The 14,590-nt window shown below is 60.1% G+C and carries 16 protein-coding genes; 6 read left to right on the forward strand and 10 right to left on the reverse strand.

Annotation, left to right across the window (positions count from 1 at the left end; genetic code table 11):
- Positions 1-2: 2 nt before the first annotated feature.
- The 6 genes from ACPF9B_RS14605 to chlG all read right to left on the reverse strand — a co-directional run bounded on the left by ACPF9B_RS14605 (position 3) and on the right by chlG (position 5,726).
- A complete protein-coding gene (locus tag ACPF9B_RS14605) occupies positions 3-1,085 on the reverse strand; it encodes a hypothetical protein (RefSeq protein ID WP_007206075.1) in 1,083 nt (360 codons plus the stop codon).
- 155 nt (positions 1,086-1,240) lie between these two features.
- Positions 1,241-1,765 carry a gamma-glutamylcyclotransferase gene (locus tag ACPF9B_RS14610; RefSeq protein ID WP_242601256.1) on the reverse strand — a complete coding sequence of 175 codons (525 nt, stop codon included), beginning with the start codon at positions 1,763-1,765 and terminating at the stop codon, positions 1,241-1,243.
- 57 nt (positions 1,766-1,822) lie between these two features.
- A complete protein-coding gene (gene idi, locus ACPF9B_RS14615; RefSeq protein ID WP_040482922.1) occupies positions 1,823-2,356 on the reverse strand; it encodes an isopentenyl-diphosphate Delta-isomerase in 534 nt (177 codons plus the stop codon).
- Positions 2,353-3,534 carry a geranylgeranyl diphosphate reductase gene (locus ACPF9B_RS14620; protein ID WP_007206072.1) on the reverse strand — a complete coding sequence of 394 codons (1,182 nt, stop codon included), beginning with the start codon at positions 3,532-3,534 and terminating at the stop codon, positions 2,353-2,355. The genes idi and ACPF9B_RS14620 overlap by 4 nt, the downstream gene beginning before the upstream one ends.
- A 3-nt stretch (positions 3,535-3,537) precedes the next feature.
- Complete coding sequence (locus ACPF9B_RS14625; RefSeq protein WP_424178329.1) at positions 3,538-4,818, reverse strand: BCD family MFS transporter; 1,281 nt, start codon at positions 4,816-4,818, stop codon at positions 3,538-3,540.
- The gene (gene chlG, locus ACPF9B_RS14630; protein ID WP_007206070.1) at positions 4,815-5,726 is read right to left on the reverse strand and encodes a chlorophyll synthase ChlG; all 912 of its coding nucleotides are present in this window, start codon (positions 5,724-5,726) and stop codon (positions 4,815-4,817) included. Before chlG ends, ACPF9B_RS14625 begins: the two co-directional genes overlap by 4 nt.
- Positions 5,727-5,977: 251 nt before the next feature.
- Between chlG and ACPF9B_RS14635 the strand changes: the two genes are divergently transcribed.
- Entirely contained in the window at positions 5,978-6,373 is a 396-nt protein-coding gene (locus tag ACPF9B_RS14635) for a hypothetical protein (RefSeq protein WP_424178332.1), read from the forward strand.
- 384 nt (positions 6,374-6,757) lie between these two features.
- Here ACPF9B_RS14635 and ACPF9B_RS14640 read toward each other — a convergent pair whose 3' ends face one another.
- On the reverse strand, positions 6,758-7,099 hold the full coding sequence (locus ACPF9B_RS14640; protein ID WP_424178334.1) for a flagellar protein FlgN: 342 nt from the start codon (positions 7,097-7,099) through the stop codon (positions 6,758-6,760).
- Positions 7,092-7,385: a rod-binding protein gene (locus ACPF9B_RS14645; protein ID WP_007206067.1), complete on the reverse strand. Its 294-nt coding sequence runs from the start codon at positions 7,383-7,385 to the stop codon at positions 7,092-7,094. Before ACPF9B_RS14645 ends, ACPF9B_RS14640 begins: the two co-directional genes overlap by 8 nt.
- A gap of 103 nt (positions 7,386-7,488) precedes the next feature.
- Between ACPF9B_RS14645 and ACPF9B_RS14650 the strand changes: the two genes are divergently transcribed.
- Together ACPF9B_RS14650 and ACPF9B_RS14655 are read left to right on the forward strand one after the other, a co-directional pair.
- Positions 7,489-8,757, forward strand: a complete 1,269-nt coding sequence (locus ACPF9B_RS14650) for a flagellar hook-length control protein FliK (RefSeq protein ID WP_424178336.1) — start codon at positions 7,489-7,491, stop codon at positions 8,755-8,757.
- Positions 8,758-8,763: 6 nt separating this feature from the next.
- Positions 8,764-9,420 carry a flagellar hook capping FlgD N-terminal domain-containing protein gene (locus ACPF9B_RS14655; protein ID WP_081440131.1) on the forward strand — a complete coding sequence of 219 codons (657 nt, stop codon included), beginning with the start codon at positions 8,764-8,766 and terminating at the stop codon, positions 9,418-9,420.
- Positions 9,421-9,533: 113 nt separating this feature from the next.
- Here the strand turns inward: ACPF9B_RS14655 and ubiB are convergent, their stop codons facing one another.
- Together ubiB and ubiE are read right to left on the reverse strand one after the other, a co-directional pair.
- Positions 9,534-11,063 (reverse strand): 2-polyprenylphenol 6-hydroxylase, encoded by a 1,530-nt coding sequence (ubiB, locus tag ACPF9B_RS14660; RefSeq protein ID WP_424178339.1) that lies wholly within the window; start codon positions 11,061-11,063, stop codon positions 9,534-9,536.
- A gap of 1 nt (position 11,064) precedes the next feature.
- Positions 11,065-11,817 (reverse strand): bifunctional demethylmenaquinone methyltransferase/2-methoxy-6-polyprenyl-1,4-benzoquinol methylase UbiE, encoded by a 753-nt coding sequence (ubiE, locus tag ACPF9B_RS14665; RefSeq protein WP_007206063.1) that lies wholly within the window; start codon positions 11,815-11,817, stop codon positions 11,065-11,067.
- 85 nt (positions 11,818-11,902) lie between these two features.
- On the opposite strand from ubiE, the gene mutM reads away from it, so the two are divergent.
- The 3 genes from mutM to rpsT all read left to right on the forward strand — a co-directional run bounded on the left by mutM (position 11,903) and on the right by rpsT (position 14,004).
- Positions 11,903-12,754: a bifunctional DNA-formamidopyrimidine glycosylase/DNA-(apurinic or apyrimidinic site) lyase gene (gene mutM / locus ACPF9B_RS14670; RefSeq protein WP_424178341.1), complete on the forward strand. Its 852-nt coding sequence runs from the start codon at positions 11,903-11,905 to the stop codon at positions 12,752-12,754.
- 61 nt (positions 12,755-12,815) lie between these two features.
- Entirely contained in the window at positions 12,816-13,592 is a 777-nt protein-coding gene (locus ACPF9B_RS14675) for an enoyl-CoA hydratase (protein WP_424178343.1), read from the forward strand.
- A 148-nt stretch (positions 13,593-13,740) separates the two neighbouring features.
- The gene (gene rpsT / locus ACPF9B_RS14680; RefSeq protein WP_040482918.1) at positions 13,741-14,004 is read left to right on the forward strand and encodes a 30S ribosomal protein S20; all 264 of its coding nucleotides are present in this window, start codon (positions 13,741-13,743) and stop codon (positions 14,002-14,004) included.
- Positions 14,005-14,590: the final 586 nt, after the last annotated feature.

A 14,590-nucleotide genomic window follows, 5' to 3' on the forward strand; every position in this document is an offset into this window, starting at 1 on the left:
AATCAGCCTCTGTCCCGTATCGCGCTGGCAAGGGTGGCCAGATCATGCCGCAGCGCGCCGATGCTTTCCTGCCGACCTGCGGAAAGCTCTTCAAGTATCCGCAGCAATTGCACGTCGATCGACCGCAGCCGCATCCGGCTTTCGGCATCGATCCCGTCCATCCCGCTGTCGTCCAGTTTCTGGATCAGCGTGGCCTGTCCGTCGGCCACACGGGCCAGAGAGGCGGATGTGTCTTGCGTGGTTGTGACCTGCATCAGCGTCGTGATCGCCTCGGCCAGCGCTTGGAAGCGGTTGTCAGTCGCGGCGCGGTCTGCCTCGTTCTGTGCCAAAAGCAGCTGGATCGTGTCCATCACTTCGCCCATCTGTTCGACCATGGCCGTGGTTGCAGCCCCGCCCGTGCCAGCGCTGTCGTCGCCGTCAATACCGACGCGGGTGATGGTGGACATCCATTCTTCCAGTTCGCGGTAGAACCGATTTTGTCCATGTCCTGCGAAAAGTTCCAGCAAGCCAACCACCAAAGACCCCGCCAACCCCAACAAAGAGCTGGAAAAGGCGGTGCCCATCCCACCCAACTGGTTTTCCAGACCGACCTGCAGCCGACCAAAGATGTCAGCACCGGATTCGCCGTCACCAGGGTTCAACGATTTGATGGTTTCCACCAATGCAGGAACGGTGGTTGCCAACCCATAGAATGTGCCCAGAAGCCCCAGAAAGATTAGCAAATTCCCGATGTAGCGCGTTATCTCGCGGTCTTCGTCGATGCGCTGGGCGACAGAATCGAGGATCGACCGGCCGGAACTTGACGAAACCTGCGTCCGCGCGCCGCGCGACCGCAGCAATGTGGCCAATGGCGCCAGCAAGGACGGTGCTGCGGTAAAACTATGCCCGCCGGTTTCGCGCGCGAACAGCTCGATCCAGCGGACCGAGTTCATCAGCAGAAACACCTGATTGAAACATGACAGCACCCCCAGCACGAAAACGCCCAGGATCACCCCGTTCAGATAGGGGTTTGACAGGTAAATCGCGGTGATCTGTTCAAGCCCAAGGTAGATCCCCGCGCCCAGCAGCCCAATCACGATCAACATGAACAAAAGCTGGCGGATCGGCTGGGAAAACTGCGGCGCTGCCTTGGCTGCCCGTTTGTCTGACACGCAGGTTCATCCTTATCTGGGGGTCGGTCACTGCACCCATAGCAGCATATGGCGGCAGAGGGACCAACCCAAACAAAATCGTAGTGATCTTATGTTGCCGTCAAGGCACGGACCCTGTCTGCCAGCCATGCCATGTCGGCATCCTTGATCCCGATCTCGGCCAGATGGGTGACAGTGTTGTAAAGATATTCCGTATTCGGCCCACGGCCGCCTGTCGCATGGGCAATCATCTGCGCCTGTTGTTCCAGATCGAACTGGCAATATTGGATATGGGTGCGGTCCACGACATAGGCCAGTGCCGTGACCTGGTCACCCGTGTCGCAGATCAGCGGAACCTCTTGTTCGACGTAGGCCGATGATACCAATTCGCGTTCGCGCAGCATCGCCAGCACTTCGTCCTGATCCTGCGGTGCTACTTGAAACGCGACGCCGGTGCATTGCCCGCCGGGCTGATGGTCTAGCGCCAGCACAAGGCCCGGATGGTCGGGTGTGCCGCGATGATGGATCGACAGCATGCAGAAGCTGCGGTGATAATCGGGCAGGCGTGCAGTGACGCGCCGCACCGGCGTAAAGCCTGGGTTCCACAACAGCGACCCATATCCGAAAACCCACATAAAACTGCCCTTTCCTGTCATGCCCATAAACACCGTTTAGGCGCTGACGGAAAGGGGTCAGACCGCGCGCATCAGATCGCCAAAGATCGCATCCTGATAATCACGCAGATAGATTTGCAGCCATGGGGTATAATGCTCGGGGTGGCGCGTCACATCTGCGGACAGGTCATAGAAGTCGACCCAGCGCGTCGCCATCACCTCTGATGGGTTAGGGGTGATGCGCAGATTGTTCGGCGCATCGGCGACATAGACCTCGACCAGTTCATGTTCGATCAGGTCGTTGCCAACATCGGCACGATATTCGATCTGGTCGCGGTGCGTCGGATACAACCCGGTGATGCCCAATTCCTCGTCCAGACGGCGCAGCGCGCATGCGGCGGGGTCTTCGTTCCATTCCGGATGGGTGCAACAGGTATTCGCCCACAACCCCGGGGTGTGGTATTTTTCCAGCGCGCGTTGCTGAATCAGCACCCGCCCGCGGTTCATCACAAAGACGCTGACGGCCTTGTGTTTTAGCCCGCGCTGATGCGCGTCCAGCTTTTCCACCGGTTGCAGTTTGCCGTTCACCCAGGCCGGGATCATGATTGTCACGTCCGCAGCGGCGACACTAGCCGCGTCAGATGCGCGAGATTCTTGATCCCAATTTTCAAATGCGCCATGGGGCGGGCCTTTACCAGTTTCTTGTTCATATATGCCTCGAACGTCAGTTTTTGCACGTCGACATCATGACACAGGGACACAAACCGTTCGCGCCGTTCATCGCTGCGGTAATAGGCGTTCTGCATGGCCCCCAGAACGCGGAACACCTGCTTGTGTTCGCGCATGAACAATTTGCGCGCCAATTGCAAATCCTTGACCCTGCCGGATGCAAGGCAGGCCGCCGCAGCCGTCGCCGCCACACGCCCGCCGACCATCGCGTAATAGATGCCTTCGCCAGACGACGGCGCGACGACACCCGCCGCATCACCGGCCAGCACGACATCGCGACCATTGTCCCAACAATCCAGTGGTTTGAGAGGGATCGGCGCGCCTTCGCGGCGGATCGTCTTGCAATCGGTCAGGCCAGATGCCGCGCGCAGATCGGCGGTTGCCTGTTTGACATCGACAGATTTCAGCATCGATCCCATGCCGACGCTCGCCTGCGCCCCATGCGGGAAAACCCAGCCATAAAAATCGGGCGAGATGCGCCCGTCATAGACCACATCACAGCGCAGCGGATCATAGGTCGCATTGGCGGCGGGGGCCTCGATAATCTCATGGTAGGCGATCACATAGGGAATCTTGTCGCCATCCTTGATTTCCGCGCGCGCGACATTGGACCGCGCGCCATCGGCGCCGATCACCAGTTTCGTCGTCAGCCGCATGTCATTGCCGCTGATCTTGTCGCGATAGACGACATGGGTGCCATCCGCGTCGCGGGTGATCTTGGTAAACGTACCGGCATAACGGTGCGCGCCCGCATCCTGCGCGCGTTGCCGCAGGAATGAGTCGAAATGTTCGCGGTCCACCATGCCGACATAGCCGTTCTCGATCGGGATATCGACCTGCCGCCCGGTAGGCGAGATCATCCGCGCGGTGTTCACCTTGGCGACGATCTGGTCATCGGGGATAAAGAAATCCGCGATCAGGCGGGGCGGGATTGCGCCGCCACAGGGTTTGATCCGGCCTTCGCGGTCGATAAACGCGACCTTGTGGCCGGAACGGGCGAGATCTTCGGCGGCAGTGGCCCCGGAAGGCCCCGCACCTACGACGACGACATCATATTGCATTGGCTATTCTCCCGGAACGAGTGTTGCGGACGGCATCTTGCGGTCCATGATTTTGGCGGCCACGACTGCGGCAGCAATGAAAAGGCTGGCTTCGAACAGGAACACCGCGCCAAAGGCTTGGGTATCGGTCAGCGTCAGGCGCAGGATATCGGCCATCGCAGCCCCGACCAGTCCGCCGAAACCGGCAGCGATGGCCTGCGCCGCGCCCCAAAGGCCCATCCGCGTTCCTTCGCGGCGTTCGCGGCCTTCGCCTGCCAGCGCCATCATCGACCCGATCGCCGCGACGGCGAACATGCCGTTGAAAAAACCCAACGTCATGACAGCTGGCAGGATCGGTGCACCCGGTCCCAATGGCCCCAGCAGCGTGATGATGGCCAGCGCGCCCGCCGAGCCCAGACAGCCCGCCATGACCCAGTTGCGCAGCGCCCCGATTTTCAGCCCCGTTGCCATGATGCCCACGGTCAGCATGCCGATAAACACGCCGCCGTTCTGCGCGCCCGACAGCGACGTGGTCTGTCCCGGCGTCAGGCCGAAAACCAGCCCTGCATAGGGTTCTAGGATCAGTTCCTGCATGAAATAGGCGGTCATCGCCAAAAACACGAACATGGTGAAATTGCGCGCCTTTGGTTCGGCCCAAACCTCGGCCAGCCCTTCGCGGAACGGGGTAGGGTCGGGCTCGCGGGTGACTTTCAGGCCCCGTTCGACGCCCCAGACGGCAAGGGTGGTGACGCCGATGGCGATCAGGACAACAGCGGCCACGATCTCGATCAGGCGCAGCGGGGTGTAAGGGTCGATCAGCGTGCCGACGATGCCAGCCGTCATGGCGATCCCGAAGATCATCATCAGCCAAGTGATCGTCGCCGCCGCCGCGCGCCGGTGTGGCGCAGTCGTGGTCGCCAGTAGCGCCAGCAATGATGTACCCGACGCGCCGACGCCGACGCCAATCAGCCCATAGGCGGCGATGGAGAGAACCATGCCCCATGTAAAAGAGGCTTCCAGCACCACCAGCCCGACAGTTGCGGCCATGGCACCTGCCCCCAGCGCCACCATCCCGCCGATGATCCAGCGCGTGCGCTGCCCACCGGCATCAGACGCATGGCCCCATTTGGGCCGCGACATCTGGACGCCGTAATGCAGCGCCACCAGCATGCCGGGGATCACCGCAGGCAGGGCGAGTTCCACGACCATCAGGCGGTTCAGCGTTGATGTCATGAGTACAACAATCGCGCCCAGCGCCATCTGTACCAGACCCAGCCGGATAATTTGGACCCAAGTCAGGTTCATGCCATCGCCCCCAATGCGAAGGAAGCGATCATCATGCCGCTGATATAGAACAGGATGCCCATGCCTTGATACCATTGCGCCTTGCCCAATGGATCGCGCAACAGCACCCGCATCGCGGCCAGTTGCACGGCAAGCATCGCGCCGATGCCCAGCGCGTGGAAGGGATAGCCCCAAGTGACCAGCAACCCGATAACCGCGATCTGCGGCACCGCCATGACCCAGCAGGCGACACGCGCCGCGCGGTCAGCCCCCAGCGTGACGGGCAAGGACCGCAGGCCCATGGCGCGGTCGCCCTCGACCGCCTTGAAATCGTTCAGCGTCATGATCCCATGCGCGCCCAGCCCGTAAAGGACGGCAATCATGATGACAGGCACAGATGGCGCACCCGATGTCAGGATAGCCGCCCCCGTGATCCATGGCAGCGTCTCGTATGCCAGCCCGCAAAGCGCTGGCCCCCAGATTCCCGATTTCTTGGCGCGCACCGGTTCGGCCGAATAGGCCCAAGCCGCTAGCACAGCCAGAACCGTCGCGCCAAAAACCCAAGGCCCCAAGGTATAGCCGACACCCAGCCCCAGCCCCGTCATCGCCAGCGCGATCCACAAGCCCCAGCGCCCCGGTATCCGCCCTGACGGGATCGGCCGGTCAGGTTCGTTGATCGCGTCCACATGCCGGTCGCACCAATCGTTGGCGGCCTGGCTCATGCCGCAGACAATCGGGCCAGCCAACAGCACGCCCAGCAGAATCAGGGTCCAATTGCCAGTGAAGGCTGCGCCCGAGGATACGATCCCGCAGAGCAGCGCCCACATTGGCGGGAACCACGTGACAGGCTTTATCAACCACACCATCGCCCGCGGCTCTGGCCAGCGGCGCGTGGTACGGTTTAGCGGAAGATCGGACATGACGCTCATACTGTCAGTCTAAGATGACAGTAGTGGTCAGGGCAAGTGTAAACTAAAGCTTACACTGCGCCAATCGGTCGCGTTGCGGATGGCCGTGGCGCGCGGCGGTTGCCATAAAATCCCTAACCGATCAAGTGCTGTGTCAATACCACCGTACGGTGGGTCTTTTGACAAGGATTTCCGTTTACGGTCTTGTCGCATGGCGCGGCCTGCAACCGCACGACCGGCCTTCTGACGTGACCCGAAGTGGAACAGTTCAAATGAACGATATTCTTGTCCCGGCCGACCCTGCCGACCTGATCGACCGGATTGTTGACCTGCAACTGCGACTGGATGCTGCGGACGATCCGGTGCTGCAAACAGAACTTCGCCGCCAGCATGGGCTGCTCTCGCGTCTTGCCGACCGGATCATGCCGCCCGATGATGTATTGGCAGACCTGATCCAGCAACTTGGCGATGCGCGCCGGGATCAGATGACGCTGATCAAGGATCTTCAGAATTGCGACGCCAGTAAGGAATATGGCATCGCTTTCGTTGCTTTGTCGCAGGCCTTGCTGGCGACCATCGCGTCGGCGGCCGAGGCGCGCACAGGCATCAACCAATGCTATGCGCGCCACGTCGCAGGATCGGCGACAGGGGTATTGCGCGATTCCTGAGCGTATTTCCTGATATTTTAATCGTATTGCGGCATTAATTTCCTCTTCACACCCGTGAAGCTAAACGTGGCACCGGGTGGCAGAGGTGCGGGATGACAAAAGATAAAAACACGCCGACGATCATAAAACGTAAAAAGGTGATCTCTGGCGGCGGTCACCACGGTGGCGCTTGGAAGGTCGCTATGATTGTAGGTCCTTCATAAGGCGCTTTGCGCCGGGTTGGTTCATAAAGCTGCGGATATGCAGGTTGTCGCGCCATTCTGACGTTGATCCGGGCACCTTGGTGCCTGTCATCCTGCCATTCGGGCAGTGCTGTGACTTAATCGTCGGATTCTGAACAACGGATTAATCTCCAGAACGCTGATTCAGCCAATTCGAGTCAAATCAGGCCTTCCTGACCAGATCAGGCCGTGTGATAGGGCTGGCTGCAAAGCGCCCTGACTGATCGTAGACCTGCAAGCCGTCACGCACCGCCTTGAGCGCCGTCAGCCGCAGGCGCGCCGCGCTGATGCCTTTCAACGCTGCCGCGAGCAGCGCCTGGTTTCGCGCAAGCATCCGCGCTATCGTGCGCAGATCCGCAGCCGCGCGCGGTGCCTGTTGCAATGCGTTGAACAGCTGGTCCTTGCGCGCGGCCAGATCGTCAAGCTGTGCATATTGCCCGGCAAGGATCGCTGCAGTTTCTGCCGCTAACACGCTGCGCAATTCGGATACCGTAGTGTCACGCATCAATGCTGCGCTTCATTGCGTTGAACAGCGATTCGGCAAGCCCGATTCCACCTGATTTTGCCAGCTCGATCGACTGTGCATCGCGTAGGAAGGATGAAAACTGATCCTCTCCGATGCCGCCGCCGAAAGCTGGTCGGCTGGTCCCGAGCCCTGCCGATTTCAGCATTTCCGCCAGAAACGTTGCTTCGAGTTTTTGAGCGGCTTCGCGCAGTTTGGTATCGCCGCGCAGCGATTCGGGTATGGCGATCGGCCCCCGTGGGGGTGACAATACGGGGATGATGGTCATGTCCGGCTCCGTCAGTGATTTTTTTCATCCTGCGATAAAGCCGTAAACATTCAGTAATTTTCTTATGTCACAAGCTGTCGAACTTTATTTGACAGGACTTTGCATGCTTGTGCCCCATTTGATCCCCGCCGCGTCGGCGCTGCCTGTGGCCCCTGCAGGGGCTGTCGCGCTGGCAGGGCAGAACGATTTTCAACTGACCTATGATGCCGCTGCCGGATTGGCAGCGGTTGACCCACAGCCTTTGATCGAGGTGGTGATCATGCCCCCTGACCAGACAGTATCTGTGGGCTCTGATCCGGACATGCTGATGCTTGCCGATGACGTGACGGGGGAAATGGGTGCTGATGTGGTGCCGCTTACAACGGCGGAGCCTGTGAAGATTGCTGGCAGCCCTGACCAGAAAGGTGCCGTTCCCTTCTTGCCTGCGGGTGACCCCCGCCTGCCGGTTAAAATCACCCAACATGCACTGATCCAGATGATGTTCGATCAGCCAGCCGCGCCCGCAGCACCGCCGCCTGCCGATGCGGCTGATGTAGCAGCGCTAGTGACGGTGCTGCCCGGTGCGCGTCAGCCCGTATCCGCAGAGGAAATTGCCCGGGCCGGTTTGGCTGATACAGATGCTGGTCCGACCAAGCGCGAGACCGCCATCAAGGAGGGCGCACCAGTTGCGCGTATCGCGAGTACTGTTGCGGCTCAGCCAACAATTGCGCCGTCGCCTGTTGCGGCGCAGATGCCCTCGTCTGCGCCGCTGGCGACGCGCGACATCCCCGAGCCTTTGCCGCCAGCAACCGTCATGGATCGGACAGTGCCAATGCCGCCTGTTGCCACAGCGATCAAGCGGCCTGAACTTGTGATCCCGATTGTCAAAGGGCTGGACCCCAAGGTGGACGCTGCTTTGGGTGGTGACGAATCCACCTTGCCCTTTGCCCCGGCTGGCGACACGGCTTCGGGCGTGGCCAAGGCGTCGGAAGCGCAATCTGCGCCTGGTATTGCCCGTCATGTTGCGCAGCAGCTGGCCGTCACCATCACGCAGACCGCGGGGCAACCGACCGAAATCGCGCTCAACCCCGAAGAATTGGGGCGGGTCCGGATGAGCATGTCGCTGACCGATGGTACCCTTATGTTGCATATCAACGCCGAACGGCCAGAAACGGCCGATTTGCTGCGGCGTCACATTGATACCTTGGCACAGGAATTTCGCAGCCTTGGATATAACGATATTTCCTTCGATTTCGGCGACGGACGCACACAGGACGAGGCGCGCCATGACGCCAGTCCGTTGACCGAAAATGCCGAGGATACCACCGAAACACAGGCGCCTGAACAAACGGGCATGCGGCAGCCGCGTGGCGGCCTTGACCTGCGCCTTTAAGGAGAAATGATGGAAATCCCCCAATCTAGCAGCGCCATTACAACGAATCGCTCGCCGTCGGTAGCGGAGTCCCAATCTGCGATCAGTTCGGATTTTGAAACCTTCTTGCGAATGCTGACCGCGCAAATGAAAAATCAAGATCCGCTCAATCCAGTTGAATCAGCGGATTTCGCGACGCAGTTGGCGACATTTTCAGGTGTTGAACAGGCCGTACTGACGAACGATCTGTTGCGGGGGCTTTCGTTGCAAATCGGAGTTTCCGGATTGGCTTCCTGGGTCGGCAAGGAGGTGCGCGCCCCTGCGCCCGTCTATTTTGATGGCGCGCCTGTCACGTTGCATCCCAACCCTATGGCGGCTGCGACCGCAGGCGAAATTGTCGTTCGCGATGCCAGCGGAGCAGTGGTGCACCGTTTTGCGTCACCCGCCACGACCGATCCTGTGCAATGGGACGGTGTCGGCCGCAACGGGGTGGTCGTGCCAGATGGTGTGTACAGCTTCGCCTTTGCGAGCCTGAGCGATGGTGAGGTTTTGGGTGAAAACCCGGTCGAGACCTATAACACGGTAACAGAGGTCCAGTCTTTTGCCGGTCAAACCAGCCTTGTCGCACATGGCGGTATCATGATTCGAGTAGGCGACGTGACGGCTCTGCGCAGTCCGTCATGATCAGTGACGATGCGTGTCTGCGGTCCTCATGGACAAATCACCGCAGATTATGGCGCGCAAATCGCCAACCAAGGCACTGGCGGACGGACACACACACGACATAATCCAACACGCTACATCATCTGGCCAAGCCACATTGCACCGCCAACCAACACGCCCCCCAGCGCCATCCACGACAGGCGCGCGATCCGGCGTTGTGGTTTGGGTTCGGGCGCGGGGTTGTTCAGGCGGATCAACGCCTGTTCGGCAAGACGCGGTAGCTGTGGGCCGAACCGCGAAAGGATCATTGCCGTGCGGCCAAGGTCGCGCAGCAGGGCCTTTGGCCCAATGCTTTGCTTGATATAGTCTTCGACCACAGGTTTCGCGACTTCCCAGATATTCATCCGCGGGTCGAGCGAACGGGCCACGCCTTCGACCACGACCATTGTGCGCTGCAAATGGATCAGCTCGGTGCGGGTTTCCATGCCGAAACGCTCGGTCACCTCGAACAGATAGGCCAAAAGCCGCGCCATCGAAATGCGGCTGGCATCCATGCCAAATATCGGTTCGCCCACTGCGCGCAGGGCGCGGGCGAATTCATCGACGTCGCGGTTGGCAGGGACATAACCCGCCTCGAAATGCACTTCGGCCACGCGCTGGTAATCCTTGCGGATAAACCCGAACAGGATTTCGGCATAAACGCGGCGGGTATATTCGTCGATCCGCCCCATGATCCCGAAATCATAGGCGATGATCTCTCCGGTCGCGCTGACCTTGAGATTCCCCTGGTGCATGTCGCCGTGGAAATAGCCGTCGCGCAGCGCATGATTCAAAAACAACCCCAGCACACGGTCTGCCAGCGCCCGCCGGTCGTGTCCGGCGGCATCTAGTGCTGCATTATCCCCGATCCCGATTCCTTCGGCCCAGTCCAGCGTCATCACCCGCCGCCCTGACAGATGCCAGCGCACCTGTGGCACGGTGAAACCCAGATCATCCTTGGTATTTGCGGCGAATTCGGCTGCGGCAGAGCTTTCCAGCCGCAGATCAAGTTCGCCCATTACCACGCCTTCGAAATGGGTGATCACATCCATCGGGCGCAGGCGGCGCGACGAGGGTGACAGCACCTCGATCGTGCGGGCCGCAAAATAAAACGCGTCAATGTCGCGGCGAAATGCCTTTTCGATGCCGGGGCGCAGGATCTTGACGGCGACAGCTTCGCCCGTGTCGGCCAGATGGGCCTTGTGGACCTGCGCCAGTGATGCGGCGGCGACGGGGGCAGAAAAGGTGGAAAACAGCTTTTCCACGGGCATCCCCAGCTCGCGGTGGATTTCGGCCTTGGCCTCGGCCATGGAAAAGGGCGGCAGCTTGTCCTGCAGCACGCGCAGCTGCACGGCCATGTCCTCACCGACGACGTCGGGGCGTGTCGACAGGATCTGCCCGAATTTGATGTAAGCAGGGCCAAGTGCCGTCAGCGCGCGGGGCGCGGGCGGCATCAACGGATCGCCCTTGTAGCCCAGCCATTGGAACGGCCAGACCAAGGATCGTAGCGTGATGCGCAGCAACAACCCGACATCAAAGGCGTCAAGGATCACCTTCATTGCACCGGTACGCTCCAGCGTCGCCCCGGTCCGGATCAGCCGGATGATGTTGTGAGGTCCGCGCACCCTAAATCTTCCACCCTGAGTGCAGGGCGGCGACACCCATGGTCAGGTTGCGGTACTTCGCATTCCCGAATCCTGCATCGCGGACCATGCCAAGGAAAGTGTCCTGATCGGGGAATTGCCGGATCGATTCGACAAGATATTGGTAACTATCACGGTCGCCTGCGATGATCTGGCCCATGCGAGGGATCACGTTGAACGAATAGGCGTCATAGGCGGCCTGCAACATCGGGTTCGGGATCTGGCTGAATTCCAGTACCATCAAGCGCCCGCCGGGCTTGAGCACGCGAAACGCCTCGGCCAGCGCGTCTTGGGGACGGGTCACGTTTCTGATCCCGAAAGAAATCGTATAGACGTCAAAGGTGTTCGCCTCGAATGGCAGGGCCATCGCATCGCCCACGACCCAGTCGAGGCTGTCGGACATCTGTGCCGCTTCGGCGCGTTTGCGCCCGGCGACCAGCATGGATTCGGTTAGGTCCAGCACGGTCGCATGGCCGCGCCCCGCGCGTTTGAGAAACCGAAACGACACATCGCCGGTGCCGCCTGCGACATCCAGCAACCGCTGCCCGGGTCGTGGGGCAAGCCAATCCATCATGGCATCTTTCCAGATCCGGTGGATACCGCCGGACATCACGTCGTTCATGATGTCATATTTGCTGGCGACAGAGGAAAACACGCCCTGCACGCGGCCTGCCTTTTCATCTTCGCGGACGGTGTCGAAACCGAAATGGGTGGTCTTTTCTGTATCGTCGGTCATCGGTGCTTGTGGTCCTTTGCGCTCGTCCCAACTATAGGGCGCAGACAAAGGCTTACAACGCCGACCTGCCGATAGAAAGTCCGCCATGCCCGAATTGCCCGAGGTCGAAACCGTCAAGGCCGGAATAGCCCCCGTCATGACAGGGCAGTTGATCGCAAAGGCCGAGGTGAACCGCCCCGACCTGCGTTGGCCTTTCCCTGAAAACATGGCAGATCGTCTGACCGGGCGGCGCGTTCTGGGCCTGCGGCGGCGGTCGAAATACATACTGGTCGATCTGGACAGTGCCGAGACATTGTTGATCCATCTGGGCATGTCGGGCCGGATGCTGGTGTCTGGGGCGGCACAGGGCGCGTTCTACCACCCGCATCCGGCACCCGCCAAACATGACCACGTTGTCCTGCATATGGATGGTGGCGCCCGGATCACGTTTAACGACGCCCGCCGTTTCGGCGCGATGGACCTGATGCCGACAGCAGCGCAGGACGATCACTGGCTGATCCGCGATCTGGGGCCGGAACCCTTGGGCAATGCGTTCGACGAAACCTACCTGGTCGCCCGGCTGAAAGGGCGCAACACGCCGATCAAATCGGCCTTGCTCGACCAGCGGATCGTGGCAGGTCTGGGCAATATCTATGTTTGCGAGGTGCTGTTCCGCGCGGGTATAGACCCACGGCGCAAGGCGGGTCAAATCGCCGCGCGCCGGGTGGCGTCATTGGTGCCGCTGATCCGCGATGTGCTGAACGAGGCGATCGCCGCGGGCGGATCAAGCCTGCGCGACTACCGGCAAAGTGATGGTGAGTTGGGTTATTTCCAGCACGGGTTTCAGGTTTATGACCGTGAAGGCGCGCCCTGTGTCACCCCAGACTGTGCCCGCCCGATCAGCCGAATCGTACAATCGGGCCGGTCATCTTTCTTTTGTGCGCAATGCCAAAGATAACTTGAACCAGCCGCAGCCTTTGTTAAGCACAAAGGCCTGACCATCAGCAAAGGACGGCAGCATGGCTTACGAGAACATCATCGTGGATACGCGCGACGACGTGGCGACCATCACGCTGAACCGGCCCGACGCGCTGAATGCGCTCAACGGCGATCTGCTGCGCGAATTATGCACCGCGCTGGAAGAGGCCGACACCAGCGACAAGGTGCGCTGCATCATCATCACCGGATCGGAAAAGGCATTCGCCGCAGGTGCGGATATTGCCGAGATGGCGGACAAGACATTCGTCGATCTTTACACAACACGGTTCTTTGAGAATGAAACCGACCGTTTCAACCGCACCCGCAAGCCGATTATCGCTGCTGTCGCAGGCTATGCGCTGGGCGGCGGATGCGAACTGGCGATGATGTGCGATTTCATCATCGCCGCCGATACCGCGAAATTCGGCCAGCCCGAGATCAACCTTGGTGTCATTGCGGGGCTGGGTGGTACCCAGCGCCTGACCCGTTTCGTCGGCAAATCAAAATCCATGGACATGCATCTGACAGGCCGTTTCATGGATGCAGCCGAGGCGGAGCGCAGCGGGCTGGTGAGCCGCGTTGTCCCCGCCAAGGATCTGCTTGCCGAGGCGCGCAAAGCTGCGGTCAAGATCGCTGCAAAGTCGCAGATTGCGGCAATGGCGGCCAAGGATGCGGTGAACCGGGCTTTCGAGACCACGCTGGCCGAAGGGCTGCAGTACGAACGCCGGCTGTTCCAGTCGATGTTCGCCACTGATGACCAGACCGAAGGCATGACCGCCTTTCTGGAAAAGCGCGAGGCGCAGTTCCGCGATCGTTGATATTTCGGGTTTCCTTTGCGGGAAAACTGCACTAATGCCGACACCACATGCGCGAGAGGCCCGCTTAGGCCAGAATCACCGGTACTGAACCCGGTCGGGGCTTTTTGCGCTTAACAGTTTTAATTTGACCCGACGAAGGGAAAGACCCATGGCAAACTCACCACAGTCCAAAAAACGGGCCCGTCAGAACGACGCTCGTTTCCAGGTTAACAAAATGCGCCGTTCGCGCATCCGCACATTCCTGCGCAAAGTCGAAGAGGCAATCGCAACTGGCGATCAGACCGTCGCAATCGCAGCATTGCGCGCTGCCCAGCCAGAGCTGATGCGCGGCGTGACCAAAGGCGTTGTTCACAAGAACACCGCAGCGCGGAAAATGTCGCGCCTGTCGGCCCGTGTCAAAGCGATCGGCTGAACCACCGGCGACTATCGGCGAGATTTGACAAGACGCGTCCTTTTTTGGGGCGCGTCTTTTTTTGTGCAGGTGTTGCAGGCTGGCCAAGATTTTGACGCAAAACCCAGAGGCCAGAGATTCTTTTTAGGTAAAGTCAGAGTCAAGCACGTTGTTGTGTTGAAGCAGCCCCAAACCCCTTGCTAGCTTGACCCAGCGATTCACATCGTTCCGGGGGGACATGGGGGGATCGATCCAGTTTGACATCCGTGCGCCCATTGCTGTGGCGGCTGCTGTCAGAATAAAAGGGTCGGCCTTCATGCAAATGTGACGGGGGTACACTGCGACAACGTAGGGTCCCGACATTTGTGTCTGTGTGGACATCAAGGGCTGCTCTTTGATGTTCTGTGCTGCTGTGTCACCATTCGTCTGCCGTTTTGGTGCGCGACTTTTCGTCGTGTGCCCTGAATGGACCTTAGTTTGACAAATGGCATTTCGGTTGGGGTGGGGACCTCGGGCGAAGAGATTGCCGTTTTCGGCGCTGATGTGACATCGCGAGGATGGGTGCGGCTCTGCTGTGGGGTTGTGCGGGGTTAGGGTAAAGAAAAGA

It is taken from the genome of Yoonia sp. TsM2_T14_4 (assembly GCF_049602355.1).
Lineage (GTDB): Bacteria > Pseudomonadota > Alphaproteobacteria > Rhodobacterales > Rhodobacteraceae > Yoonia > Yoonia vestfoldensis_A.

Coding starts and splice junctions, on each gene's coding strand:
- ACPF9B_RS14605 (WP_007206075.1), bottom strand. CDS start 1,085: ATGTTGATCGTGATTGGGCTGCTGGGCGCGGGGATCTACCTTGGGCTT.
- ACPF9B_RS14610 (WP_242601256.1), bottom strand. CDS start 1,765: ATGTGGGTTTTCGGATATGGGTCGCTGTTGTGGAACCCAGGCTTTACG.
- ACPF9B_RS14620 (WP_007206072.1), bottom strand. CDS start 3,534: ATGCAATATGATGTCGTCGTCGTAGGTGCGGGGCCTTCCGGGGCCACT.
- ACPF9B_RS14625 (WP_424178329.1), bottom strand. CDS start 4,818: ATGAACCTGACTTGGGTCCAAATTATCCGGCTGGGTCTGGTACAGATG.
- chlG (WP_007206070.1), bottom strand. CDS start 5,726: ATGAGCGTCATGTCCGATCTTCCGCTAAACCGTACCACGCGCCGCTGG.
- ACPF9B_RS14635 (WP_424178332.1), top strand. CDS start 5,978: ATGAACGATATTCTTGTCCCGGCCGACCCTGCCGACCTGATCGACCGG.
- ACPF9B_RS14640 (WP_424178334.1), bottom strand. CDS start 7,099: ATGCGTGACACTACGGTATCCGAATTGCGCAGCGTGTTAGCGGCAGAA.
- ACPF9B_RS14645 (WP_007206067.1), bottom strand. CDS start 7,385: ATGACCATCATCCCCGTATTGTCACCCCCACGGGGGCCGATCGCCATA.
- ACPF9B_RS14650 (WP_424178336.1), top strand. CDS start 7,489: ATGCTTGTGCCCCATTTGATCCCCGCCGCGTCGGCGCTGCCTGTGGCC.
- ACPF9B_RS14655 (WP_081440131.1), top strand. CDS start 8,764: ATGATGGAAATCCCCCAATCTAGCAGCGCCATTACAACGAATCGCTCG.
- ubiE (WP_007206063.1), bottom strand. CDS start 11,817: ATGACCGACGATACAGAAAAGACCACCCATTTCGGTTTCGACACCGTC.
- mutM (WP_424178341.1), top strand. CDS start 11,903: ATGCCCGAATTGCCCGAGGTCGAAACCGTCAAGGCCGGAATAGCCCCC.
- ACPF9B_RS14675 (WP_424178343.1), top strand. CDS start 12,816: ATGGCTTACGAGAACATCATCGTGGATACGCGCGACGACGTGGCGACC.
- rpsT (WP_040482918.1), top strand. CDS start 13,741: ATGGCAAACTCACCACAGTCCAAAAAACGGGCCCGTCAGAACGACGCT.